We start from the raw sequence: 24,134 nt of genomic DNA, 5'->3' as shown, positions 1-24,134 counted from the left end.
GGGGAGCGCGTGCCGGGCGCCGCCCGCCGGGCCCCACTTTTGTTCGGAGCTCTTAGGGCCTGTCGTCGGCATCAGATCGATCTGATGCCGACGACAGGCCCTAAGCCCCCATCAAGCCAACAGTGGCGGAAACCCACCCATTCCAAGATCCCGCCGAACGTCGAGTGACCTGCGTCACGCCTTCCGGTTCGGTCTTCTCCGGGCGGGAGCCGTCCGGGCACCTGGCCGGTGCCCGGACGGACCGCGGGGCCGGGTCAGTGCAGCGCGAACTTCTGGGCCGCGGAGCCGTTGCAGTCCCAGATCCGCAGACGGGTACCGTTCGCCGTCGCGCCGTCGGGCGAGTCGAGGCACCGGCCCGACTGCGGGTTGAGCAGCGAGCCGTCGGCCTGCTGCACCCACTTCTGGCCGCCGACGCCGTTGCAGTCCCACAGTTCGACCTCGGTGCCGTTCGCGGTGCCGTTGCCATTGATGTCCAGGCACCGCCCGAGCGTCGCCAGCGAGGTGTCCGTGCGACGCGCCCAGTGCTGGTCCACCGCCCAGGCCTGGCAGTCCCACAGTTGGACGGCCGTACCGTTGGTGCCGGTGTCGTCCGCGGCGACGTCGACGCACTTGCCGCCAGGACCGGTGACCGCGGCTCCGCCGTTCACGGCGAACTTCTGGGCCGCGGAGCCGTTGCAGTCCCAGATCTGCAGACGGGTGCCGTTGGCGGTGGCGCCGCTGGGCGAGTCGAGGCAGCGACCGGACTGGGGGTTGAGCAGCGAGCCGTCGGCCTGCTGCACCCACTTCTGGCCGCCGACGCCGTTGCAGTCCCACAGTTCGACCTGGGTGCCGTTGGCGGTGCCGTTGCCATTGATGTCCAGGCACCGTCCGATGGTGGCCAGCGAGCCGTCCGCCTGGTGGGTCCAGTGCTGGTCCTCGGCGTAGGCCTGGCAGTCCCACAACTGGACGGCCGTACCGTTGGCGCCGGTGTCGTCCGCGGCGACGTCGACGCACTTGCCGCCCGGACCGGCGATCGTCCCCTGCGGACCGTTGGGCAGGTCCGTCCGACCGGAATAGCCGACGGAGACGATGTTCGCCTGGACCGCGTTCTCCGCGGCGTCGGTCGGGTAGCCGGCGACCATGACGCCTTCGAAGAAGGTGCCCCTGTTGCGGTTGCTGTTGTCCCCGCCGATGCCGAGGATGATGCCGCCCTCCTGTTGCATCGGCCGGTAGCCGCCGCGGGTGGGCAGACCTCCGTCCCACCACGTCGTCAGGGCGCCGGATTGGGAGTTTCCGCCTTTGAGGGCGTATTTCGTCTGACCGTCGTTCTTCAGCACGGCCGTGACGAACGCGCTGTTGTTGCCGCGGTTGGCGGTGTTGGAGCCGTTGTCGCCCTGGAACATGCCGTTCTCCAGGTCGGCCTCGACCCACGGTCCCGAACCGGTGCACGGCGCGAAGTAGCACGTGGTCGCGATGCTGACGGCGTCCATGTGCCCGTTGCCGGTGTCGGCCGGGGTGCTCTCGGCGTTGCCGTAGTCGAAGCAGCAGTCGGAGCCGACGTGCGTGCCGCTGGCCACCATGTAGGCGCCCTCGGGCTGACCGTTGACGGCGACGCCCGACGCCACTCCCGTGTAGCGGTACCCGACGCCGGGCGAGATCCAGATGCCGTACGCCTTGTGACCGCCCGCGGTAACGGCGATCTCGCTCGCGTCGGCCCCCCGGTCGACGCCGCCGGCGGTGCCGGCGGGCCCGGGCGTGAGGTCGTTGTGGCGCGGGCTCTGGTCGTAGACCTTCGTGATGCGGCAGGTGGTGTTCGCGCAGAACGTGTCCTGCTGTGCCGCGTTCGCGTAACCGCCCGCGGCCAGCAGCCCGATGTCGCTCCTCGTGCCGTCCGAGGCCCGGGTGACCTGGTAGAGCGGCCCGTTGTACGAGGAGTACAGGGCGCGCACCGTGCTGTGCGCGGCCACGCAGGCGGTGCCGGCGCCGCCGTAGATGTCACAGGGCAGGGAGCCCGCCGCCTGCGACGCGCCGGGGAAGCCGATCAGGGCGCCGAGGGCCAGCCCGAGAGCCGACACCGCGACCGCCACCGCCCGCGCCGTTCGGCGACCGGAGGCGACAGCCCTTCTTAACGCTGCCCCAGCCCAAGAGAATCTTGTTATAGGCATGACATATCTCCTCCGAGGACGAGCCTTGACCGGACGTACACCCGCACGGACGGGCCGCGGGCCGACGCGGACGGGCCGCGGGCCGACGCGGACGGGCCGTGCGTCGACCGGCTCGGAACCTACGCAGCCTGTTTGAAGACGTCAATATTTGTGGCTTCGCTTGGTACGTACTTTGCTGGGCGTCGGTACGCGTTCACTCCCGCAGCCGCACCTCACCGTTCGGCTCCACGGGCACCCACACCCGCACCCCGGCTCGACACCCAGGGCTCTGACCTCACATTACGCAGCCATCGGAGGGCGGCAGCGCGATCAGAAAGCGCTCACTACGTCGTGGTGGCGGCGACCGGCGCCGATGACGGAGGGCCGGCCGCGATGCCGGTTCAAACAGATCCGGCCACCGTCGCCTGCGCCCGCATCCGGCGTCACGCCCATGAACCCACAGCAACCAACAGAGCCGTTCCCGGCCCGGCACCGGCGTGCCACGCACGGAACCGCACCCACTCTATTGACGTGCACACGACCTGTGGCTACCTTCCGAAGTGCTCCGGAGCGGGTCGGGCCGCGGCCCTCCGGTGCGACAGCAGGTCCGAACCCCTGCACCGACGTTCAGGTCGCCCGCCTTCCCGGCACAGCCAGACAACGTTGTCACGACCAGGCGACCGGGGTCCGCCTCCCGCCCGCCTCCCGCACGAGAGACGGCAGCTCGGCAGACAACGTTGTCACCCCGCTCCCCGCCGCATCTCCTCAGGAGGCAGATCGCGATGTCCCCCACTCCGGCCGGTGTCCGCCGGCCCGCCGACAGCAGACGCTCCTTACGTCGTCGCCCCAGGCTCGGGGCGGCCATGGGTGCCGCCTTCGCCGCCGCGCTCCTGGGCGGGTCCGTCCTGCCCGCCCCCGCCGCCTGGGCGGCGCCGGCACAGCGGGCCGAACTCGTGACGGCACCGGCCGACCTGGTCAACCCGTTCATCGGCACGTCCAACGACGCCAACGACTTCCCGGGCGCGGACGTCCCGTTCGGGATGGTGCAGTGGAGTCCCGACACCTCGTCACGGCCCCCTGGCGGTGGGTACGAGTACAAGGACTCCTCGATCACCGGGTTCAGTCTCACCCACATCGCGGGCCCGGGGTGCGGCGCGGCCGGTGACATACCCGTGCTGCCCACGGTGGGTGCCGTCGTCAACAACGCGTCGGCGTCCTTCTCCCACGCCAACGAGTCCGCCTCGGCCGGGTCCTACAAGGTCGCCCTCGACAACAAGGTGACCACGGAACTCACCACCACCACCCGCAGCGGCATGGCGCGCTTCACCTTCCCCGCGACCACCCAGGCCAACCTGCTGTTCAAACTGACCGGCAGCCAGAACGGCGGCACCTCGACCCAGTTCAACGTGGTCTCCAGCACCGAGGTCAGCGGCCAGGTCACGAGCGGTAAGTTCTGCGGGGCCGGGAACACCTACACGGTCTACTTCGACATGGTCTTCGACCGGCCGTTCGGCTCCAGCGGCAGCGCGCTCGCGCCGTCGGCGAAGGCGAAGACGCAGGCGGTGGCGGCCGCCGCGTCCAACGGGCACGTCACCTTCGACACCAGCGCGAACCAGGTCGTCCAGGCCAAGGTCGGCGTCTCCTACGTGTCCGTCGCGAACGCCGTCGCCAACCGCACCGCCGAGAACACCGGCTGGAACTTCGACGGCGTGCGCGCCGCCGCCCACTCCGCCTGGGACACCGCGCTCGGCAAGATCCGGATCGCCGGTGGCACCGACGACCAGCAGCGGATCTTCTACACGGCGCTCTACCACTCGCTGCTGCACCCGAACGTCATCAGCGACACCAACGGCCAGTACTACGGGTTCGACGGCAGGACGCACACCGTGGACGCCGGACACAGCGCCGCCTACGCCAACTACTCCGGGTGGGACATCTACCGCTCCCAGGCCCAACTGGAGGCGCTGGTCAGCCCGCAGGTCGCCTCGGACACCGCCCAGTCGATGACCGACGACTACACCCAGACCGGCATCTTCCCCAAGTGGTCGGAGAACAACGGCGAGTCCTACGTCATGGTCGGTGACCCGGCGGCCGCGATCATCGCCGACTACTACGCCTTCGGCGCCCGGAACTTCGACACCGCCACGGCGCTGGCCGGTCTGCTGAAGCAGGCGAGCACGGCGAACAACGACCGACCCGGCCTGAACTACCTCGACAGCCCGGGATACGAACCCCACGACGGCAGCTACGGCTGCTGCAACTTCTACGGCCCCGTCGCCACGACCCTGGAGTACGACACCGCCGACTTCGCGCTCTCCGCCTTCGCCGGCGCCCTCGGCGACACCGCGAGCCGGCAGAAGTACGCCCATCGCGCGCAGGACTGGCGCAACACGCTGAACCCGGCCTCCGGCTTCGTCCAGCCCCGCAACGCCAACGGCTCCTGGACCTCGGGCTTCGACCCCACCAGCGGCACGGACATGGTCGAGGCGGACTCCTGGATCTACACCGGCATGGTGCCCTTCAACGTGGCCGGACTCGCCACCGCCAAGGGCGGCAACACGGCGATGAGCCACTACCTCGACACCGTGCTGCGCAGCTACACCGGCGCCAACGGCTACGCCTGGGTCGGCAACGAGCCGAGCATCGAACTGCCGTGGGAGTACGACTACATCGGCGCCCCGTACAAGACCCAGGCGACCGTGCGCTCCGTCCAGCAGCAGATCTGGTCGAACGGTCCGGCCGGCCTGGCGGACGGCAACGACGACCTGGGTGCCATGAGCGCCTGGTACGTGTGGTCCGCGCTGGGCATGTTCCCCATGACCCCGGGCACCGCCGACCTCGCGCTCGGCTCGCCGGTCTTCTCCCAGGCCGTGATCACGCTGCCGTCCGGCGGCACCCTGACGATCAACGGCAACGGCGCCGCGGACAACGCACCCTATGTGCAGTCCGCGACGTTCGACGGGGCGGCCTGGAACAACGCCTACGCGCCCACGTCCGCGATCACCTCGGGCGGCACCCTCTCCTTCACGCTCGGCACCGCCCCGAACACCGCCTGGGCGGCCTCCGCGTCCGCCGCGCCTCCCTCCTACCCCGGTGACACGACCGCCCCGGCCAAGCCCCGCGTCGGTCCCGTCACCTCCGGGGTCACCGCGTCCCAGTGCATCGACGACGCGAACTCCGCCACCGCCGACTCCACCGCGATCCGCCTGTGGACCTGCAACGGCACCTACGCCCAGGACTGGAACATCGCGGCCGACGGCACCCTGCGCACCCTCGGGAAGTGCCTCGACGTGACCAGCAGCGGAACGACCAACGGCACCCTCGTGCAGCTCTACACCTGCAACGGCACCGGCGCCCAGAAGTGGACCGTCGGGTCCGACGGCTCCCTGAAGAACACGAACTCGGGTCTGTGCCTGGACGACCCGAACTCCTCCACCACGGAAGGCACCCGGCTCCAGATCTACACCTGCAACGGCACCGCGGCACAGAAGTGGGGCCTGCCCGCGGCCTGACGACCGACACCGGCGCCCTGCGCCGCCCCGATGCCCCGAACCCGGGCCCGTGCCCCGGTTCCCACAGCTCCACCCGGGAACCGGGGCACGGGCCCGGCGGCCTACGACGCGCGCGGAAGGGCTCCTTCCACCAGTTGGCCGGGGTTGCTGCTTAGCGTGACCCCATGACCACAGTCCAGACCCGGCCCGCCCCCGACGACCGACGGTGGAAGGCGCTCGCGGTCTGTCTGACGGCGGGCTTCATCTCGCTCCTCGACACCTCGATCGTGAACGTGGCGCTGCCCTCGATGGAACACGGACTCGGCGCCTCGGAGGCCGCCCAGTCCTGGGTGGTCTCGGGGTACGCGCTGGCTTTCGGGCTGGTCCTGGTGCCCGCGGGCCGGCTGGGCGACATGCACGGACGGCGCCGGGCGTTCCTGGCGGGCCTCGCCGTGTTCACACTGGCCTCGGCGGCCTGCGGTCTCGCGCCCGGTGCCTCCTGGCTGGTGGTGTTCCGGCTGATCCAGGGCGCGGCGGCGGGCATGGTCGCCCCGCAGACCTCGGGACTGATCCAGCAGATGTTCCAGGGCGCCGAGCGGGCCAAGGCCTTCGGTCTGCTCGGCAGCGTCATCGGGATCTCGACGGCGGCGGGCCCGCTGGCGGGCGGCCTGCTGATCGACGCCGTCGGCACCGACGACGGCTGGCGCTGGGTGTTCTTCGTCAACCTGCCCATCGGGGTGGCCGCGTTCGGCGCGGGACTGCGGTTGCTGCCCCGGTTCCCGGCGTCGACCGGCAAGCGGGAGGAGTTCGACCTGTTCGGCGTGCTGCTCCTCGGCTCCGCCGTGCTCGCGCTGATGCTGCCGCTGGTGCAGGAGCAGCAGTGGACCGGACGGCTGAAGTGGGCGCTGCTGCCGGTGGGCGCGCTGCTGCTGGCCTCGTTCTGGGCGTGGGAGCGGCGGCAGGGGCGGCTCGGGCGGGCTCCCCTGGTCGATCTGGAGCTGTTCTCCTTGCGCTCCTTCACCTTCGGGTCCCTGATCAGTCTGACCTACTTCGCGGGCTTCACCACGGTGTTCTTCGTGTACTCGCTGTTCCTGCAGAACACGGTCGGATACAGCGCGCTGGCGGCAGGGGTCTCGGTGCTGCCCTTCGCGGCGGCTTCCGCGGTGGGTGCCGCCGTCGGGGGCCGGCTGGTGACACGCCACGGACGCAGGCTGGTCGTCCTCGGCCTGACCGGGGTGGCGGTGGGGCTGCTCGGGGTGATCGTGGCGGTGCAGCTGGTGCCCCTGGAGAGTGTCGGGTGGGCCACGGCCGTGCCCATGGTCGTCGGCGGCATCGGCTCCGGGCTGACGGTCTCCCCCAATACGACGCTCACCCTCACCCGCGTCCCCGTGCGGCGCGCCGGGGCGGCCGGCGGGGTACTGCAGACGGGGCAGCGCATCGGCTCGGCGGCCGGGATCGCCGTGGTGGGCGCGGTGTACTTCGCGCACGCGGCCGACCACGGGCACTCCGTCACGGCCATCCAGCTCGGGCTGCTCACCGCCGTCGGGTTCAGCCTGATCGCGCTGCTGCTGGCGGTCGCGGACCTGCGCGAGCGCCGACTGCACCCGGACGCGGAACGGGCCGTGGGGGTGGTCCGGCGCGGTGCCGAGGGGGACGGCGCCGAGGAGACGGTCCGGCCCGGCGCCTGAGACACCCGGCCCGGCCCGGCGGCTGCGGGCGTTTCGTACGCTTTGCGGTCCGGGTCCGCCGTCTACGCTCGGCCCGTGGGGCAACCGGAGCGGCGCGCCGAGGGCGCGGGACCTTTCACCACCAGGCTCACCTGGCACGATCCCGGCGGCGCGACCACGGTGTGGGAGTCACGGATCGCGCGGCGGCGCGGGACGCTCGCCGTGCGACCGCCCGGCGCGGGGGCCGGACGGCACACCCGTGCGGACGACGTCGGCATCGGCAGGCTGCGGCGGCTCAACACCGTCTCGGCGGTCGCCTTCGTCGTCGGCGGGGCGCTGTTCGCCGCCGGGGCCGCCGTCGCCCAGTTCGGCTCCGGCGACGCCACCCGGTGCGCGTCGATCTACTTCGTGGGCGGCCTGTTCTTCAACACCGGCGGCTACGTCTCCCTGCTTCAGGTGATCGACGCACCCCGTCACACCGGCGGCGGCGAGGGACGGCTGGTCACCCCACGCTGGCGCTGGTGGAGCTACGAGCCGATGCGGGTGGACTGGCTGTGCACCTTCGTCCTGTTCGCGGGCACCCTCGTCTTCGCCGTCTCCCTGCTGGACTCCTTCCTGCGGGGTCTGAGCGTCCAACAGGTCAACCGGCTGGTCTGGGCCCCCGACGTGATCGGCTGCGTACTGTTCCTGATCTCCGGACATCTGGGCTTCGTCGAGATCTGCCACGGCCGGTTCTGCCTGCGCCGGCGCAGCCTCGGCTGGTGGATCGTCGCGGTGAACCAGCTCGGCTCCGTCCTGTTCATGATCTCGGCGATCGCCGCCTTCACCCGTCCTGCCGGTGGCGGCCCGGTGAACGCCGGGATCGCCAACTGGGGAACCCTCACCGGCGCCCTGAGCTTCTCCCTCGCCGGGGTCCTCCAGCTCTACGAGCGCCCTTAGAACTCCGGGGGATATCCCCATTCCGGCCCGGGGGTGCGCCGGATCGCGCCCCGTCGGACGGCGAAATTAGCGTTCGGCCATGTCTTCGACCCTGCGAAAGCACCTCGCCCTGGCGGCAGTCGGTGTCGCCACGCTGTTCGCCGCCGCGACGACCACCGCCGTCGCCCGGCCCGCCGGTCCCACCCCGCTGGAACAGTTACGCCACGACACCCGGGCGATCCACGCCCTCGGGGTGAGCGGTGTGCAGGCCCGCGTGATCGCGCCCGACGGTCGGCAGTCGACCGCCACCAGCGGCACCGCCGACCTGGACACCGGCCGACCGGTCCCCTCCGACGGCTACTTCCGCATGGCCAGCACGGCCAAGACGCTGGTCGCCACCGTGGTCCTCCAACTGGAGGCCGAGGGCAGGCTCTCCCTGGACGCCCCGGCCGACCACTGGCTGCCCGGGCTGATCCGGGGCAACGGCAACGACGGCAGGCGGATCACCGTCCGCCAACTGCTCCAGCACACCAGCGGCATCCACGACGACGTACCCGGATACACCACGCCGGACGAGTACTACCGGCAGCGCCACGACGTCTACAGTCCCGAGCAGCTGGTGGCCCGCGCCATGGCCCACGCGCCGGACTTCCCGCCCGGCAAGGGCTGGGGGTACTCCAACACCGGCTATGTCGTACTGGGCATGATCATCCAGGAGGTCACCGGCCGACCCGCCCACGAGGAGATCGAGGACCGGGTCCTGCGCCCGCTCGGCCTCGACCGGACCCGATGGCTGGGCACCTCACCCACGCTGCCCCGGCCGCACGCCCAGGCCTATCAGTTCTTCGGCCCCGGTTCCCGGGTGGACGTCACCGACCAGACACCGGTGGACCACACGATCCTGTCGTTCGTCACGACCACGCGGGACGAGAACGACTTCCTGCGCGCGCTGCTCGCGGGCCGCCTGCTGCCGGCGCGGCAGCTCGTGCAGATGAAGCGGACCGTCCCCGTGAGCGCGGAGGTCCAACGGCTGTGGCCCGGCGGCCGGTACGGACTCGGCCTGGTCGAGCGTCCGCTGAGCTGCGGTGGGACCTACTGGAGCCACGAGGGTGGAGACGGCGGGTACATCACCCTCAACGGTGTCACCGAGGACGGCGGGCGAAGCGCCGTCGTCTCCATGTCCGAGGCCCGCGGCGACACCCTGGAACACATCGAGCAGCAGGAGGCCGCGGGCAGCGCCCTCATCGACCACGCGCTGTGCGCCGGGGGCCGCGGCACACGGTGAGGGCAGCGGCCCGGTCCGGCGACGTCGAAAGTCGGCCGTCCGCACGCCGCGGCTCCGTTCCTCGACGCCGCAATGCGGGTACCCGGTGTCCGTACAGATCACGTCCGGAGGCACCGCCACCGGCCAACCGTATTCGCCGGGGTCCAACCCGCAGAATCGCCCACCGGAGACCGCTCCGCGCGCAGTGAGGAGGCGACCGACATCACCGAGTCCCCCGAACCCGCATCAGCTCCCTAGGGAGAGACCATGATCATCCTGGGCGTCATTCTGCTCGTCATCGGCTTCCTCACCGGGATCGCCATCCTGTGGACCATCGGGATCATCCTGGTGGTCATCGGCGTGATCCTGTGGATCCTGGGAGCAGTGGGACACTCCGTCGCCGGTCGTCGCCACTACTGGTGACCGACCGCGCGCCCGCGCGACCGGCCGTGGTTGCTGACAACCACGGCCGGTCGGCCGCACAGTCACTGAGCAGGCAGTCACAGAGCGAGCAGGCAGTCACAGAGCAGCGAGAGCTCCGGGAACACAGAGCGAGAACGTTGCGGACACAGGGCGAGGGCTCCGCGCCGTCGTACGGCCCGGAGCCCCGCTCCGGGGCTGACGTCCCAACCCCACGGAACCGAATCACCGGCCTCCCAGGTGGGCTCTCACGTACTGAGCAGCCGATTGAAGAAGGAGCGGTACCGGCGCAGCGCGCCGCGCAGTTCCTCGGTGCTCACCTGTTCCCCTTGGCCCCACTGACCTTCCAAGTCCTTCTTGTGCCGGGCGAAGGTGGCGGCCAGCGTCTGCATCACGTCCGCCACCAGGGCATCAGCGTCGTGCACGGCGTCGCGGGGGTCGTCCACGAACCTGCTCTGGATCCGCTGCCATCGGTCGCGGTAGTCACGCTCCTCGTCATCCGTGAGCAGCTGCGGGGCCTCGTCCTCCGGGGCACTCGTGGTGCTCTCGGTGCTCTCGCCCGTGGCGCCCCCGGTGCCGGGGGCATCCGCGGTACGCTCCGTGCCCGTGCCGGTATCCGTGCCGATGTCCGTGCCCGTGGTTTCCGAAGGGCCGGGAGCGGACTCGGTGTCCGGGCGCTCCGCCTCGTCCGGCCCGGTGCTCTCACCTGGGTAGATCGGGGTCTTCGGGGCGGCCTCGCCCGTCCCCTGCGGCGCTGCGGTGTCGGCGCCGGGCGGTCGGGCCAGGTCGTCGGTGGTCAGTCCGCCGGTCGTGCGATTCGTTTCCTCGTGGCCGTGCATGGTTTCCTCCGTGCGGGTCGCCGGATGGTGGTCATCTCGACGTCAGGTCCGGGCGGGCTGCGCCCGGCCGCCGTCGGAGAGCAACTCCTCGAACAGCGCGCGGTAGTGGACCATGGCACCCCGCAACTGCTCGGTCGTCGCCTGGCTGCGGGTGCTGAGCGTCTCCACGTCGTGCGCGGCGCGATAGTGGTCCAGCGTGCGGCCGTGTTCCACCGAGAGATCCTTCATCTGCTGCTCGAACCCCTCGGTCGGATACCCGCGCTCACGCATCAGGGACGTCACCAGTCGGTCCGCGTCGTGCACGGCGTCCACCGGCCGGTCCACGAACTCCCCCTGGACCGTGCTCCACTCGCGCGTGTAGCGGTCCCGTGATCCGGGGGCGAGTGGCGTGATCTCCAGCGAGTCGTGCCGCTTCTCGCGGTCCTTGAGCTCGTGCTCGGCCGCACGCCGGCTGTCGGATCCTTCGACCGTCCGGTCGTATTCGGGGCCGAAGCGCTCACGGAGGTGACGACGGCGCTGCATGAGGGAGACCGTCACGGCGGCCAGGACGACCACCACCACGATCGCGATGATGATCGCCACAAGCGTTCCTGTCGACATAGCCGCACGCTCCTCGAGGAGTAGTGATGTCCACCCCTCGAGTTCCCGTATGCACCATTCATACACAGCCATAAGCATTTGTAGCGATACGAGAATCCGGCACGCCGCTCCGCCGGATCGAGGCCGCGCGACCGCGCGGCAGGGCGCCGGGACGACAGGGCGCCGGGACGACAGGGCGGCCCAAGTGGCCTCCGGGCTCGCATCGTTGAAGGTGTCGCCGAGATGCGGACGCGTCCCCGCCGCGGCCGGTTCGGCTCTACCCGGCCGGTATCGGCACCGACCAGACCAGAGCGGTGCCGCCGCCGACGGGGGTGCTCAACTCCATTTTGCCGCCGAGCTGTTCGGCGCGTTCGGCCATGTTGCGCAGACCGCTGCGGCGGCCGCCCGGCGCGATGCCGACGCCGTTGTCCGTGACCGCGAGGCGCACCAGACCGGAGTCCGCCGCCAGGACGATGCCGGCGCGCCCCGCGCGGGCGTGCCGGGCGATGTTGGTGAGCGCCTCGGAGAGTACGGCCACCACGTGGTCGGCGATCTCGCGCGGCACGTCGGTGTCGACCAGTCCCTCCATCCGCAGACTGGGCGCGAAGCCCAGCACCGGCGTCGCCTCGCTCGCGATCCGCACCGCGCGCGCCCGCAGACCGGCCCCCTCCACGCCTTCACGCGCGCGCAGCCCGAAGATCGTCGATCTGATGATCTTGATGGTCTCGTCGAGGTCGTCCACCGCCCGCGCGACGCGCTCCGAGGCCTCCGGGTGCTCGATGAACCGCCCCGCGCTCTGCAGGGTCATGCCCGTGGCGAACAGTCGCTGGATCGCCAGGTCGTGCAGGTCGCGGGCGATGCGGTCACGGTCCTTGAGCACCGCGACCTCCTCGGCCTCCTGCCGCCGCTGCGCCAGCTCCATCGCGACGGCGGCCTGTGCGGCGAAGGCCAGCAGGGGCTCGGTCTCCGTCGCCGAGAACGGCTGCCGACCGCTCTCCCGCGCCAGCAGGAGCACGCCCCGGACACCGCCCTCCACGGTGCCGATGGGCACGGCCACCGCGGTGCCCAGTCCGTCGAAGCGCTGCGGCCCCGGCGGGACCCGCTCGTCGTGGGCGACATCCGCGCTGACGACCGGAGCCGCGGTGGAGAACGCCAGCCCCATCAAGGTCGTGCCGACGGGCAGGACGAGCCCCTGGTGCACCTCCGCGTCCAGCCCAACGGCGATCTCGACGGCCAGCGACCCGGTGGCCTCCATGTCCTCCATCGGCAGCGCGACCGCGGCCAGCGCCGATCCGGTGATCTCTCCGGCCCGCTCGGCGATCAGGGCGAGCACGTCGGTGCGTCCGCCGCCGGACATGAGGCTGTGGGTGATCTCCGCGTTCGCCCGCAGCCAGCGTTCCCGCAGCCGGGTCTCCTCGTACAGGCGGGCGTTGTCGATGGCGACGCCGGCGGCCACGGCCAGGGTCGACAGGACCGACTCGTCCTCCTCGTCGAACTGCGCCCCGCCGCGTTTCTCGGTGAGGTACAGGTTTCCGAAGACCTGCTCGCGCACCCGGATGGGCACGCCGAGGAAGCTGTTCATCGGCGGGTGGTGGGGCGGGAAGCCGTGCGAGGCCGGATGCCCGGAGATCTTCGCGAGGCGCAACGGCGCGGGATGGTGGATCAGCTCTCCGAGGATGCCGTGGCCCTGCGGGAAGGGGCCGATCCGGCCGATCTGCTCCTGGGTGACGCCGACGGTGTGGAAGGCCGAAAGGCGCGTGCCGTCCGGCCCGATCACGCCCAGCGCCGCGTACTCGGCGTCGACCAGGACTGCCGCCGCCTCCACGATGCTGTGCAACGCCTGCTCCAGGTCCAGTTCCCGGCCGACCGAGAGGACCGCCTCCAGCAGGCTGTGCACCCGGTCCCGGGTGCCACGGGCCGCGTCCAGCCGGGCCTGCAGTTCATCCAGCAGCTCGTCCAGTCTGAGCTGAGGCAACCGCACACGAGCCTCCTGGGGCTCCTCTGGGCTTCCCACCTGCGTCTCCTCCGACTCCTCGGGCGGGCTGTCACCGGCCGCTCCAGTCGGGGGTCACGCTACCGGCCCAAGGCGAGGGGCGGTACGGGTAGGGGTAAGTGCGACCCTCGTCGTACCCGCGCGGGAAGCCGACGCGCAGGCGCGCCTCGACGAGTGGGAGCCGTACGGACCCGCATCGGGGACCATCGGCCCTAGGAAGGCGCGACGGTCCGGGAGACAGTGGGACCAGGGCGGCACCGATCCCCCGCGGTGCCGCTCCGTTCCGGCCCCTTGCCGACCGCGCCCCGGGTCCCATCCCGCCCACACCAACGGAAGCCCGCCATGGTTCACGACAGCCACCGGCACGTCATCGCGGAACCGCGCCGCCGTGTCGAACTCGACAGCGCCGAGGCGCTGCGCCTGCTGGGCAGTGTGTCCCTGGGCAGGATCGTCTTCACCCAGCACGCCCTGCCGACCGTCCGCCCGGTCAACCACGTGCTGGACGACGGCGCCGTCGTCATCCGCACCCATGAGGCCGCCGCCCTGACCTCGTACGCCCGGCAGAACCACGGCCCCGGTGTGGTCGTCGCCTACGAGGCGGACGTCATCGACCCCGACACACACCTGGGCTGGAGCGTGGTGGTGACGGGTTACGCCCGTCTCGTCACCGACCCCGGTGAACTGGCCCGCTATCACACGCTGTTGCGCCCCTGGGTGGATCAGACCATGGACCAGGCGATCCGCATCCAGCCCGACCTGGTCACCGGTGTCCTGCTCACCGCGGACGGCGACCCGGGCGGGTTCTGAGAGCTCCGGGCAGAAGGGGACCCCACCTCCGTTCGGAGCTCTCGGACACACACACGGCCTCGGCCCCCGGAGATCCGGGGGCCGAGGCCGTGTGCTTCGCTGCCCGCTGTCCTGGCCGCGGTCACCCGTGCTCGGGCACGACGACGACCGGGCAGGCGGCGTGGTGCAGCACACCGTGGGCCACCCGGCCCAGCCGGAGGCCGTGGTGCCCGTGCCGGGGCGTGGCCCCGACGACCAGGAGGCCGGCGTCGCGCGAGGCCTCCACCAGGACGGTCCGGGGGTGCCCCTCGACCGTACGACCGTGCAGCTCCACGTCGGCCGGGAGGTCTCGCAGGGCCGCCACGAGCGTCTCCCCGGCCTGCTGCCGGTGCAGCCGGGCGGGCTCTCCGGCGAGCGGCGGATGACCGGCGCTCCGGTGCTCGGGACACTCCCAGGCGCGTACGGCTTCCACCGGCACCCCTCGTCGCCGTGCCTCCTCGACGGCGAAGCGCACCGCCGCCGAGCCCGCGGCCTGCTCGCCGACACCCACGACGACCCGGCCGCGAGCGCCGGACCGGGGCGGCTCGTCCTGGTCGCCGCGCACGACGATCAGCGGACAGTGCGTGTGCCCGGCCACGGTCAGGCTGACCGAACCGAGCAGGGCCGCGGCCTTGCTGCCGCGGCCGCGGCTGCCCAGCACCAGCACGGAGGCGTGCCGGCTCTCCCGCACCAGCGCGTACTCGGGCTCCTCGGGCAGCACCTCGGTGGTGACCTGCACGTCCGGCCGGCGGTCGTGGGCGCGCCGGGCGGCACGGGCCACGACGTCCTCGGCCCGCACCTCCTCGGACGGCCGGTCCGGATCCCCGGCGGGGCGGGAGCCCTCGTACCGCTCCCACAGCGAGGCGTACACCAGGCGCAGCGGCAGACCGCGCAGCGCTGCCTCGTCGGCCGCGCGGTCGACGGCGCGCAGACTGGGTACGGAGCCGTCGACGCCGACCACGACCGGCCGGTCCATCGCTCCCGCCGTCCCATTCCGGTCACGCATGATCTCTCTGCTCCCTCGGCGGCGGGTCAGTCGTGCGGTACGACGACGACGGGGACGGCGGAGTGGTGCAGGACGGCATGGGTGACCGAGCCGATGCGGGCGCCGACCGGGCTGCGGCGGACCCGTCGGCCGACGACCACCAGGCAGGCCTCGCGGGAGGCGTCGACGAGGTGGCTTCCGGGGGCGCCGTACCGGGACTCCTCGGTGACCTCGACCTCCGGGAACTTCGTGCGCCACGGGCCGAGGATCTCGGTCAGCCGGGCGCTCTCGCTCCGCGCCAGATCGGCCTGGAGTTCGATGTCCACCGCGAGACCGTAGGCGTAGTACGGGGGCGGGTTCCAGCCGTGCACGACCCGCAGGGCCGTACCCCGGCGGGCGGCCGCGACGAAGGCGAACTCGATGAGCCGGTCGTCCGGGCCATCGGTGTCGAGGCCGAGGACGACGGGCCGCGACGGTGTCGCGGTGGACGGCGCACCGTCCTGGTCCGGCTCGTGCGGGTCGGCGTCCCGTGCTCCGGCGCGCACCAGGACGACCGGCCGCCCGGCGTGGGCCACGACGGACAGGCCGACGGAGCCGATCACGAACCCGCCGAGGCCGCTCAGTCCACGGGAGCCGAGGGCCAGCAGTTCGGCGTCCTCCGCCGCGGCCGCCAGGACATCGGCGGGCCGGCCCGACAGCTGCTCGGTGCTCACGTCGAGCCCGGGGTGGCGCTCCCGGACGCCCTCGGCCACCTCACGCAGGATCCGCTCGGTCCAGTGCTGGTGGACCTCTGTGCCGAGCAGCGGCGTCTGCACCATGGGGTCCGGCACCGGCTCCCAGACCTGCACGAGCTTCAGCGGCAGGCCGAGCAGCCGTGCCTCGCCGGCCGCCCACTCGGCGGCCGCGCGGCTCTCGGGTGAACCGTCGAGACCGACGGTGACGGTACGGGTCATGATCTCCACCTTCCGGATCGGGGTTCCGATCCTCGATTCGTCGGCTGATCGCAGGATTCGTCTTCGGGTCGGGCCCGTGGCAGGGGCCGCGGGTCACCGCAGCCAGCGGTTGCGGCGGACGAGCGGGAGCGCGGCCCAGATCCTGCCGAGGCCGAGGACGTCACCGGCGGATGCGGCGGCCAGGGCGATCAGCGCGACGGCGTAGACGAGGTGGTAGTCGGCAAAGGGGTTGGCCGACATGCTCGCCGAGCCGTCCGCGAGGTGCTTGGCGGGCGGCCACTCGGCCAGCCACATCAGGGCCATCATCGACGTGCCCGCGGCGGCCGCGAGGCGCAGCGCCACACCGGCGACGAGGGCGACGCCGATGCCGAGCAGTCCGAGCATGAACAGCCAGTCGGCCCAGGCGGCCCCGGCCCAGGAGTGGAAGGTGGACCGCATCGGCCCGGCGGCCACCGAGCCGAGGAAGCCCCGGGTGGGCGAGCCGCCGTCGAGCCAGCTCCTGCCGGAGGGGGTGGCGTAGCCGAGGCCGAAGGTCTTGTCGAGGAAGGCCCACAGGAAGACGAACCCGGTGAGCAGTCGCAGGGCGGCGAAGGCGTGGGCCTGGGCGGTGGGTGTGCCGACGAGTGCCGGCACGGCGGTTCCGGAGGCGGCGGTCCGGTTCCTGCGGAAGGGGAGCAGGTGGAAGCCCGGGCTCCGGTGAGGGTGCTCGTGCACGGCCATGGTGGTGATCCCTTCGGGGAGGAGCGGGAGGGGTCCGTTCGCTGTCTGGCACCTCCAACTCTCGGCTCGCGGACGAGCGACCGCCGGATGCCGAAGGTCCATCACGGATGGGCTGAACGGCCCTGGTTCCAGGGACCGTTGGGCTCCACGCCCGGCCGACGCCGTCCTGCTGCCCGACGAGGTCCCGGCAGGGCGCCCGCCGTGAGCCGGGTGGCCCGGCCGGCGGGCCGATCGGCCCATGGCCCGCCCCGGAGTGCCGGACCCACACTGGCCGTGGCAGTTCCCACCACCCACCGGGGAGGCACGCCGTGATCACCGTCCCTGCGCCCACCATGCTGCGCGCCCTGCCGGCCGAGCACCGGCAGCGGCTCATGCGGGTCGCCCGAGAGGTGTCCTTCCCGCAAGGGGCGCGGCTGTTCGAGGAGGGAGGCCGGGCCGACCGGTTCTGGATCGTCCGCAGCGGCGCGGTCGAGCTCGACATGCGGGTGCCCGGCCGTCGCGCCGCCGTGGTCGAGACCCTTAGGCACAACGAACTCCTCGGCTGGTCCTGGCTGTTCGGCCCGCACGTCTGGCACCTGGGCGCCGTGGCGACGACCCCGGTCCGGGCGTACGAGTTCGACGCCACGGCCGTACGTCTGATGTGTCAGGACGATCCGGCGCTGGGCAACACCGTCACGCCCTGGGTCGGGGACGTGCTCGCCCACCGCCTCCGCTCCGCCCGTACCTGTCTGCTCGACCTGTACGCCCCGTCCGGCGCCGACAGCGACGACTGATCCCCGTCCGCCGGCCGGCGACCGGGTGTGCGGAACGTCCGACGGCCGGGGCCGCCGGGCCGTGACCAGGGCCGGTGGGGTAACTTCCCATGGCCGAGTGGGGCCGGTCGGCCCTGGTGCACCCGGACCCGGCGGGGCATGATCGGCATCACGGACAACCGCGGTCCGTCCGCCAGCGGGGAACAGGGAACAGGGGATCGCCATGACCGAGACACGCACCTTCACGGAGCAGAATCCGATCCGTGTCTTCCTCCTCGACGACCACGAGGTCGTCCGACGTGGCATCAGCGACCTGCTCGGCGCCGAACCGGACATCACGGTGGTCGGTGACGCCGACACCGTCGAACACGCCCTGGTCCGCGGCCCGGCACTGCGCCCGGACGTCGCCGTGCTCGACATACGTCTCCCGGACGGCGACGGCATCACGGTCTGCCGGGAGCTGCGCAGTCAGATGCCGGAACTGGCCTGTCTGATGCTGACGTCGTTCGACGACGAGGACGCGCTGCTCGACGCCATCATGGCCGGGGCCTCGGGTTACGTCCTGAAGCAGATCCGGGGCTCCGACCTGGTCTCGGCCGTCCGCACGGTCGCCTCCGGCCAGTCGATGCTGGACCCGGCGACCACGGCCCGCCTGATGCGCTCCCTGCGTGCCGACCCCGCCGAGACGCCCTCCGTCGCACCCGAACTGGCCGGTCTGTCCCCCCGGGAGCGGGACATCCTGGCCCTGATCGGGGACGGCCTGACCAACCGCGAGATCGGCACGCGGCTCTATCTGTCGGAGAAGACGGTCAAGAACCACATCTCCAGGCTGCTGGCCAAGCTCGGTGTCCAGCGCCGGGTGCAGGCCGCCGTTCTGGCCTCCCACCTGGAGCGCCCCGAAGGCGGCGACCGCCCCGCTCGGTGACGGCGGAGGGGCGGCGGGCGCCTCAGCTCGCGGTGGCGTCGCGCCGCCGTGCCGCGGACCGCGCCACCGGAAGGCCCACGGCTGCCAGGACCAGCAGTACGCCGCAGACGACAGCCGCCTTCCACGCGGCGTCCGGGCCGGTCGAGGCCACGGTCGCGGCGTCGGCGGCAGGTGCCCCGGCCAGGCTCAGCACGGGCGCGGGGTGCTCCGGCTCGGGCTGTCCCGCCACCGTCTTCTGGTCCCAGGTGACGACCTCGCCGTCGTCGTACCGCTGCCGCGCCACGAAGGCCAGCTCCGACACCCCGGTGGGTACGCGGTCGAGGTGGACGACGAAGTCGACTCCGTCCTCGCCGCTGATCGCCCCGCCGGACCAGCCGACGGTCCGGCCCGCGTCGCCGGCGGCGGCCGGCTCGGCGGTCCAGCCCGTCACCGGCTCCGCGCGCAGCCCGCGCACACCCTTCGGCGCCTCGATCCGTACGCCGACGGTCCGCGCGGACGCCTTCTCGTTCGGCACGTGGAACGTCATGTGTACGTCGGTCGCGCCCGGCGCCACCGCCTGGTCGGCGTGCACGTGCACATGGGCCCGGGCGGGGGTCGCCGTGGCCAGCAGCAGTCCCGTGGTGAGCAGGGCCGCGGCCGTCCGGGCCGGGGAGAGCAGCTTCATGGGTCGGTTCCTCTCGGGGGTCCCGGCGGGCTCGCGTGCGCCAAGGGCACGGGGCGGGCCGGAACGGCTCGGTGCCGCGGGGACGGGTGTGGTCGGGCGGGTGGGGTTACGGGGCCGCGGGGACGGGTCCGGGCCGGAGCGGCTTCAGGGCCGCGGGGGCGGGTGCGGGCCGGCGGCGGGGGTGGTCAGCCTGGCGGAGCGGCCGTGACCAGGGCGGCGGTGACACCCAGCACGGCGGCAGCGACGAGCAGTTCGGCCAGCAGACCGCGCCTGAGGGTGCGTACGACAGCGGTCTCGGGCGGCACGGTCGGGGCCGGGGCGGTGCGGGTGAGCGTCGTGCCCGTCGCCTCGGCCGGCGGCGGGGGAAGCGGTGCCGGGCGGCCGGTGTGGCGGTGCACCCAGCGGCGGGCGACGGCGCCGAGCGCGACGACCGCCACGACCCCGGCCGACTTCACAAGGAGCAGCCGGCCGTACCCCGTGTCCAGGAGGTGCCCGGCGGAGCCCAGCTCCCGCCAGGCCCGGACCGTCCCCGTGACGACGAGGGCGACGACCGCCGCGAACGCCAGCCGCGAGAACCGGGGCAGCACGGCGGCCAGTTCGCCGAGGTGGGCGGGGCGCGACAGGACGGCCGCGACCAGGGCGAGTCCGCCCAGCCAGAGCGTCATGGCGGCCAGGTGGACGAGATCGGCGGCCATCGCGAGCGGTGCGTACCGGCCGTCGACGGCGTGCCCGGTCGGCGGCCAGGTGCCCCAGAGCACGATGACCACGGCCGTCGTCGCCAGGACCAGCGGCTTGGCGGGCCGGTCCCGCCCGGCCGACGCGGTGACCACCGCGGTCGCGGCGCCCAGCGCCAACAGGGCGTAGAAGCGCACCGCGTAGGCCAGGTCGGCCGTCGCCGCGTACTGATGGGCGTGCGCGCCGGACCAGGCCTCGGCCAGCGGCCGTCCGTCGGCCCAGACGGTGTGCACGGTCAGGACCGCGAGCGTGCCGGCCGCCAGCAGACCGAGCCCGCACCGCACCAGGGCGCGGGTCCTGCGATCGCGCAGCCCGGCGGGCCACAGCCACAGCGCGACGAGCAGCACGCCCGGTCCCAGGGCGAGTCCGGCGTAGCCGATCCCGCGGGCCGCCCCGAGCACCCGCCCGGCCCAGGCGGCGTTCGCACCGGCGAGCGGGGGCACCACGCCCACGACGTGCGTGGGCGTACCGATGGAGAACCGGTAGGTGCCCGCCACCGGGTGTCCGTCGGCCGATGTCACCTGCCACGCCACGGAGTAGGTGCCCGCGCGCAGGCTTCCTGGGAGGGCGGTCCGCAGGGTCTGCCGTCGCCGGTCGTCGGGGTGGCCGCCGAGGTCCATCCGGCGCATGTGGTCGTCGAACACGCGTATCGCGTCGACTCCCGCGGTGACCGGCTGGCGGAACGTCAGCGCGACCTGGGCGGGCAGGCGCGGCAGCACCTGTCCGGCCGCGGGTTCGCTGGACAGCAGGCCGGTGTGCGCGGCGGCGGGACCCGCGGACACGGCCTGGAGGCCCAGGGCGCAGAGAACGAGGCAGAGCATGGTGACGATGCGGCGCATCCGCTGTTTCCCCCGGGTGCACTGGTCGGACGGTGCCTCCAGGGTGGCGCCCCGCCGCGGTCACCGGCAGCCTCGCCCTTGGGGGGTGGGACCCCCTCAAAACGAGGGGGTCAGGGCCGTATCGGCAGCACCGCGCGCACCTCGGTGCCGCCGCCGGAGCGCTCGGCGACGGTGACCTCGCCGCCCAGTTCGCTCGCCGTGTCCCGGATGAGCTGGAGCCCGAGATGCCCGGTCGTGCCGCAGGCGGTACCCGGTCCCCTGCCGTCGTCCGTCACCACGACCAGCAGCCGGTCCCGGCTGCCGGTGACGTCGATCCAGGCCCGGTCCGCCCGGGCGTGTTTGAGGATGTTGGTCACGCACTCCCGTGTGCAGCGGTAGGCGGCGGCGGTCAGGTCAGGACCCAGCGCGGCCCGCACGTCGACGGTCGTGGTGACGGCGATCCCCTCCCGGCGCAGGCGCTCGGCGAGCAGTTCGACCGCCTGCGGCAGACCGTCCTCGGTCAGGTCCGGCGGGTAGATGTCCACCATCAGCGTGCGCAGCGAGCCGACGGCCCCGCGCAGCACCTCGGAGACCCGGTCGAGCATGCGGCCGGCCGGTTCCGGGGTGCCGGGCGGCAGGTCGGCCCGGACGGCCGCCAGCGCGTACCCGGCACCGGCGAGGTCCTGGACCACACCGTCGTGCAGGTCGCGGGCGATCGCGCGCCGCTCGCGCTCCGACGCGGTGAGCGCGTTGCGCAGCAGCCGGCTGCGTTCCGCGTCGGCCTGGCTGACCCGGCGCAGCAGTTGCACCGAGACCGGGAGCTGGGTGACCAGCAGAAGCAGCAGGGCGAGGACCGAGAACGGGACGAGGGTGCGCATCAGTTCGCCGCGCGCGGTGACCACCCGGTCGTCGGTGGAGTACACCTCCAGTGCCAGCCGTTCGCCGGACGCCAGGTCGAGGGGGACGTAGACCTCCACCAGCCGGCTGCCGCCGCGGGGTTCGGTGATGTTCTCCTCGTCGGACAGGTCGGAGAGGTCCGCCCAACTGGCGTGCTGGTCGATGGTCTTGCGCACGTCGTCGTTGAGGGGGAAGGACATCCCGATGGCGTGGTGCTCGTTGCTGTACAGCACATCGCCCTGCCGGTTCCACACCTTCACGCGCACCACGCCGGCCTCGCTCTCCCGGGCCCGGACCGCCTCGTCGAGCTGTGCCCGTGCGACGCTGTCGCCTCGCATCACCGCGGGCATGACCGGCTTGAAGATCACGTTGCCCATCAGCTGCGCGGACCGCGCGGCCTCGGCGAGCGCGGTCCGTCTGGCGATCGACTCGGCGGCGAGCACGGTGCCGGCGCCGACGACCGTGAAGGCCCCCAGTCCGATCACGATCATCGCGATCACCGCGTGCCGGACGGTCCTGCTGCCTCCCTGCTCCGGTGCCTGGACCGCGCCCTCGCGGTCAGCCGTCACCGTGCGCCCCGACGAGACCGAGCTGCTGTGCCTTCACCACGGCCTGCAACTGCGAGCGCACCCCGAGTTTGAGGTGGATCGACTTCACGTAGCCGCGGCAGGTGTTGACGCTGATGCCCAGCAGTCTGGCGATCTCCGCCGGGGCCAGCCCCTTGCCCATCAGCGTGAGCACCTCGGACTCGCGGGCGGTCAGGCTGGTCACCGCGGGATCGTCCGTGACCCGTGGCCGGGGCGGCGGTTCACCGAACATGGACGCCGACACCAGCATCGATCCCTGCCGTACGGCGCGCAGGACGCTCAGCATCTCGTCCAGCGAACCGGACTTCGGCACGAACGCGCTCGCGCCCGCCTGCGCGGCGCGTACCACCCAGTCCGGGTCGCGGTGCGCGGAGACGATGACGACGATCGCGTCCGGCGTCGCCTCCCGGATCCGCCGGGTGACCTCGAGTCCGCTCTCCGCGCCGAGCGAGATGTCCATCACGACCATGTCGGGCCGCTCCCTGGCCGCCAGGTCGACGGCCTCCGCCCCGGTGCCCGCCCAGCCCGCGCAGTCGAAGTCCGGCTGGGCTCCCAGCGCGAACGCCAGCAGTTCCGCGAAGGTTCGGTGGTCGTCGACGATCAGTACCCGGGTCGTCGGCGAACCTTCTTGTTCCGGCATGTTCCCCCTACCTCGGCGAACCGCCACGGTGGCCGGATCGCGTATGCCATGGAACCACGGCACGGCTGAAGGAAACCACAGCCTGTGAAGGAATTGTGTCCTCGATCGGCACCCGCGCCGTCGACGAAACATCCTGTTCTGGAACGTTCCCGACCGCTTACAAGGATCGCCGTGGCCGGAAAGCGTCTGTCACGCAACCGCGGCACGATCGAGGGAAAGTGCTGGTTGTGAAGGAAATGTGCCCGCATGCGCTGTCGACCCCTCTGGTTTGGGGATGGCTGATACGCGTGGAAACGGGCACTGTTGGACCATGCCGATTCGCCTGCTCGTCGTCGACGACCACCCGCTCGTGCGGGACACCCTGTCCGCCGCGCTCGGCCGGAGCGCGCTCGTGGACGTGGTGGGAGTGGCGTGCGACGGCGCGGAGGCCGTCGAGGCGGCGGTACGACTGCTGCCGGACGTGGTCCTGATGGACCTGGTCATGCCCGTCCTCGACGGAGCCGAGGCGACCGGACGACTGCTGACGCTCCTTCCGGGGACCCGGGTCGTGGTGCTGACCTCCGCGGTCGGCGGCCGGCTGGAACGGGCGGCCCTCGACGCCGGGGCCGCCGCGGTCCTGCACAAGGACGCCGGGATCGACACCGTCCTCGACGCCGTCACGGCGGTCTCCCCCGAAGGCGTGAAGCCCTGACGGGTGCGCGGGCCCGGTCCGGCCGGGCCCGCGCACCCGTCAGGATCCGCCGGACCGGGCCCGCGCATACGTCAGGGTCTGCCGGGCCGTGGCCACCAGCGCAGGATCACCCGCCCGGTCACCTTCGTGACGGGCACCGGTCCGAACTGCCGGGAGTCCTCCGAGTGCCGGCGATTGTCGCCCAGCACGAAGACGGTGCCGTCCGGTACCCGAGCGGGCCCGAAGTACATCCCGTCCACCGTCTTCGGATCCACCGCCGGCTCCTCGACGGCACGGCCGTCGACCTCCAGCACGCCGTCCTCGATCGCGACGGTGTCCCCGGCCACCGCCACGACCCGCTTGACCAGCGTCCCGCCGGGCCCGTCGAACACCACGAGGTCGCCGCGCCCGGGCGGGGCGTCGCGGTACGCGCGGACGTCGACGAGCAGATGGTCCCCCGCCGGCAGCGTCGGCTCCATGCTGGTCGACTCGACCCGTACCGGCTCCACCAGGAAGGCGCCGACCGCCAGCACCACGGCCGGCACCACGAGCAGGGCGGCGCGCGGTACGACGGCGCCGATCCGGGAGCCGACGGTGACGACCTGGAGTCCGACGACGTCGGTCTCCCCCGACTCCTCCGGGCGGAAGTAGTCCGCCAGGCACAGTCGG

21 protein-coding genes are annotated in these 24,134 nt (G+C 72.4%); 9 read left to right on the top strand and 12 right to left on the bottom strand.

Annotated elements, in window-relative coordinates; genetic code table 11:
- Positions 1–254: 254 nt before the first annotated feature.
- Positions 255–2,144, bottom strand: coding sequence for an arabinofuranosidase catalytic domain-containing protein (locus ACWC24_RS40450; RefSeq protein WP_450667916.1), 1,890 nt, complete (start codon positions 2,142–2,144; stop codon positions 255–257).
- A 761-nt stretch (positions 2,145–2,905) separates the two neighbouring features.
- Here ACWC24_RS40450 and ACWC24_RS40445 point away from each other — a divergent pair.
- The 5 genes from ACWC24_RS40445 to ACWC24_RS40425 all read left to right on the top strand — a co-directional run bounded on the left by ACWC24_RS40445 (position 2,906) and on the right by ACWC24_RS40425 (position 9,886).
- Positions 2,906–5,635 (top strand): lectin, encoded by a 2,730-nt coding sequence (locus ACWC24_RS40445; protein ID WP_450667915.1) that lies wholly within the window; start codon positions 2,906–2,908, stop codon positions 5,633–5,635.
- Between the two features lie 164 nt (positions 5,636–5,799).
- Positions 5,800–7,302, top strand: a complete 1,503-nt coding sequence (locus ACWC24_RS40440) for an MFS transporter (protein WP_450667914.1) — start codon at positions 5,800–5,802, stop codon at positions 7,300–7,302.
- 75 nt (positions 7,303–7,377) lie between these two features.
- Positions 7,378–8,220 (top strand): hypothetical protein, encoded by an 843-nt coding sequence (locus tag ACWC24_RS40435; RefSeq protein WP_450667913.1) that lies wholly within the window; start codon positions 7,378–7,380, stop codon positions 8,218–8,220.
- A gap of 79 nt (positions 8,221–8,299) precedes the next feature.
- On the top strand, positions 8,300–9,484 hold the full coding sequence (locus ACWC24_RS40430; protein WP_450667912.1) for a serine hydrolase domain-containing protein: 1,185 nt from the start codon (positions 8,300–8,302) through the stop codon (positions 9,482–9,484).
- Between the two features lie 246 nt (positions 9,485–9,730).
- Positions 9,731–9,886 carry a DUF6131 family protein gene (locus ACWC24_RS40425; RefSeq protein ID WP_450667911.1) on the top strand — a complete coding sequence of 52 codons (156 nt, stop codon included), beginning with the start codon at positions 9,731–9,733 and terminating at the stop codon, positions 9,884–9,886.
- Positions 9,887–10,131: 245 nt separating this feature from the next.
- Here the strand turns inward: ACWC24_RS40425 and ACWC24_RS40420 are convergent, their stop codons facing one another.
- The 3 genes from ACWC24_RS40420 to ACWC24_RS40410 form a co-directional block, all read right to left on the bottom strand.
- Positions 10,132–10,722: a hypothetical protein gene (locus ACWC24_RS40420; RefSeq protein ID WP_450667910.1), complete on the bottom strand. Its 591-nt coding sequence runs from the start codon at positions 10,720–10,722 to the stop codon at positions 10,132–10,134.
- A 42-nt stretch (positions 10,723–10,764) separates the two neighbouring features.
- Complete coding sequence (locus ACWC24_RS40415) at positions 10,765–11,322, bottom strand: hypothetical protein (protein ID WP_450667909.1); 558 nt, start codon at positions 11,320–11,322, stop codon at positions 10,765–10,767.
- A 256-nt stretch (positions 11,323–11,578) separates the two neighbouring features.
- Complete coding sequence (locus tag ACWC24_RS40410; RefSeq protein WP_450667908.1) at positions 11,579–13,315, bottom strand: sensor histidine kinase; 1,737 nt, start codon at positions 13,313–13,315, stop codon at positions 11,579–11,581.
- Between the two features lie 321 nt (positions 13,316–13,636).
- Here ACWC24_RS40410 and ACWC24_RS40405 point away from each other — a divergent pair, with 321 nt between their 5' ends.
- Positions 13,637–14,101: a pyridoxamine 5'-phosphate oxidase family protein gene (locus tag ACWC24_RS40405; protein ID WP_450667907.1), complete on the top strand. Its 465-nt coding sequence runs from the start codon at positions 13,637–13,639 to the stop codon at positions 14,099–14,101.
- A gap of 121 nt (positions 14,102–14,222) precedes the next feature.
- Here ACWC24_RS40405 and ACWC24_RS40400 read toward each other — a convergent pair whose 3' ends face one another.
- The 3 genes from ACWC24_RS40400 to ACWC24_RS40390 form a co-directional block, all read right to left on the bottom strand.
- Positions 14,223–15,095: a universal stress protein gene (locus ACWC24_RS40400; protein ID WP_450667917.1), complete on the bottom strand. Its 873-nt coding sequence runs from the start codon at positions 15,093–15,095 to the stop codon at positions 14,223–14,225.
- Between the two features lie 56 nt (positions 15,096–15,151).
- Positions 15,152–16,057 (bottom strand): universal stress protein, encoded by a 906-nt coding sequence (locus tag ACWC24_RS40395; protein WP_450667906.1) that lies wholly within the window; start codon positions 16,055–16,057, stop codon positions 15,152–15,154.
- A 93-nt stretch (positions 16,058–16,150) separates the two neighbouring features.
- Positions 16,151–16,777, bottom strand: coding sequence for a hypothetical protein (locus ACWC24_RS40390; protein ID WP_450667905.1), 627 nt, complete (start codon positions 16,775–16,777; stop codon positions 16,151–16,153).
- 308 nt (positions 16,778–17,085) lie between these two features.
- On the opposite strand from ACWC24_RS40390, the gene ACWC24_RS40385 reads away from it, so the two are divergent.
- Both ACWC24_RS40385 and ACWC24_RS40380 read left to right on the top strand, forming a co-directional pair.
- The gene (locus ACWC24_RS40385) at positions 17,086–17,550 is read left to right on the top strand and encodes a cyclic nucleotide-binding domain-containing protein (protein ID WP_450667904.1); all 465 of its coding nucleotides are present in this window, start codon (positions 17,086–17,088) and stop codon (positions 17,548–17,550) included.
- A 202-nt stretch (positions 17,551–17,752) separates the two neighbouring features.
- Positions 17,753–18,454: a response regulator gene (locus ACWC24_RS40380; protein ID WP_450667903.1), complete on the top strand. Its 702-nt coding sequence runs from the start codon at positions 17,753–17,755 to the stop codon at positions 18,452–18,454.
- A gap of 22 nt (positions 18,455–18,476) precedes the next feature.
- On the opposite strand, the gene ACWC24_RS40375 is transcribed toward ACWC24_RS40380, so the two are convergent.
- The 4 genes from ACWC24_RS40375 to ACWC24_RS40360 all read right to left on the bottom strand — a co-directional run bounded on the left by ACWC24_RS40375 (position 18,477) and on the right by ACWC24_RS40360 (position 22,795).
- Positions 18,477–19,118, bottom strand: a complete 642-nt coding sequence (locus ACWC24_RS40375) for a DUF1775 domain-containing protein (RefSeq protein WP_450667902.1) — start codon at positions 19,116–19,118, stop codon at positions 18,477–18,479.
- Between the two features lie 185 nt (positions 19,119–19,303).
- Positions 19,304–20,692 (bottom strand): copper resistance CopC/CopD family protein, encoded by a 1,389-nt coding sequence (locus ACWC24_RS40370; protein WP_450667901.1) that lies wholly within the window; start codon positions 20,690–20,692, stop codon positions 19,304–19,306.
- Between the two features lie 110 nt (positions 20,693–20,802).
- Positions 20,803–22,137, bottom strand: coding sequence for a sensor histidine kinase (locus tag ACWC24_RS40365; protein ID WP_450667900.1), 1,335 nt, complete (start codon positions 22,135–22,137; stop codon positions 20,803–20,805).
- Positions 22,127–22,795, bottom strand: a complete 669-nt coding sequence (locus tag ACWC24_RS40360; protein WP_450667899.1) for a response regulator transcription factor — start codon at positions 22,793–22,795, stop codon at positions 22,127–22,129. Before ACWC24_RS40360 ends, ACWC24_RS40365 begins: the two co-directional genes overlap by 11 nt.
- A gap of 310 nt (positions 22,796–23,105) precedes the next feature.
- On the opposite strand from ACWC24_RS40360, the gene ACWC24_RS40355 reads away from it, so the two are divergent.
- A complete protein-coding gene (locus ACWC24_RS40355) occupies positions 23,106–23,486 on the top strand; it encodes a response regulator (protein ID WP_450667898.1) in 381 nt (126 codons plus the stop codon).
- 71 nt (positions 23,487–23,557) lie between these two features.
- On the opposite strand, the gene lepB is transcribed toward ACWC24_RS40355, so the two are convergent.
- A partial coding sequence (gene lepB / locus ACWC24_RS40350) for a signal peptidase I (protein WP_450667897.1) occupies positions 23,558–24,134 on the bottom strand: 577 nt, incomplete at its 5' end.

It is taken from the genome of Streptomyces sp. NPDC001443 (assembly GCF_053597355.1).
The sequence above is the reverse complement of the archived record's forward strand: the minus strand, read 5'-3'. Positions and strand labels throughout refer to the sequence as shown.

Excerpts from the sequence above, each read along its gene's own strand:
- ACWC24_RS40375 (WP_450667902.1), bottom strand. The coding sequence starts at position 19,118 with ATGAAGCTGCTCTCCCCGGCCCGGACGGCCGCGGCCCTGCTCACCACG.
- ACWC24_RS40445 (WP_450667915.1), top strand. The coding sequence starts at position 2,906 with ATGTCCCCCACTCCGGCCGGTGTCCGCCGGCCCGCCGACAGCAGACGC.
- ACWC24_RS40415 (WP_450667909.1), bottom strand. The coding sequence starts at position 11,322 with ATGTCGACAGGAACGCTTGTGGCGATCATCATCGCGATCGTGGTGGTG.
- ACWC24_RS40400 (WP_450667917.1), bottom strand. The coding sequence starts at position 15,095 with ATGGACCGGCCGGTCGTGGTCGGCGTCGACGGCTCCGTACCCAGTCTG.
- ACWC24_RS40405 (WP_450667907.1), top strand. The coding sequence starts at position 13,637 with ATGGTTCACGACAGCCACCGGCACGTCATCGCGGAACCGCGCCGCCGT.
- ACWC24_RS40355 (WP_450667898.1), top strand. The coding sequence starts at position 23,106 with ATGCCGATTCGCCTGCTCGTCGTCGACGACCACCCGCTCGTGCGGGAC.
- ACWC24_RS40420 (WP_450667910.1), bottom strand. The coding sequence starts at position 10,722 with ATGCACGGCCACGAGGAAACGAATCGCACGACCGGCGGACTGACCACC.
- ACWC24_RS40430 (WP_450667912.1), top strand. The coding sequence starts at position 8,300 with ATGTCTTCGACCCTGCGAAAGCACCTCGCCCTGGCGGCAGTCGGTGTC.
- ACWC24_RS40370 (WP_450667901.1), bottom strand. The coding sequence starts at position 20,692 with ATGCGCCGCATCGTCACCATGCTCTGCCTCGTTCTCTGCGCCCTGGGC.
- ACWC24_RS40390 (WP_450667905.1), bottom strand. The coding sequence starts at position 16,777 with ATGGCCGTGCACGAGCACCCTCACCGGAGCCCGGGCTTCCACCTGCTC.
- ACWC24_RS40395 (WP_450667906.1), bottom strand. The coding sequence starts at position 16,057 with ATGACCCGTACCGTCACCGTCGGTCTCGACGGTTCACCCGAGAGCCGC.
- ACWC24_RS40440 (WP_450667914.1), top strand. The coding sequence starts at position 5,800 with ATGACCACAGTCCAGACCCGGCCCGCCCCCGACGACCGACGGTGGAAG.
- ACWC24_RS40450 (WP_450667916.1), bottom strand. The coding sequence starts at position 2,144 with ATGCCTATAACAAGATTCTCTTGGGCTGGGGCAGCGTTAAGAAGGGCT.
- ACWC24_RS40360 (WP_450667899.1), bottom strand. The coding sequence starts at position 22,795 with ATGCCGGAACAAGAAGGTTCGCCGACGACCCGGGTACTGATCGTCGAC.
- ACWC24_RS40380 (WP_450667903.1), top strand. The coding sequence starts at position 17,753 with ATGACCGAGACACGCACCTTCACGGAGCAGAATCCGATCCGTGTCTTC.
- ACWC24_RS40425 (WP_450667911.1), top strand. The coding sequence starts at position 9,731 with ATGATCATCCTGGGCGTCATTCTGCTCGTCATCGGCTTCCTCACCGGG.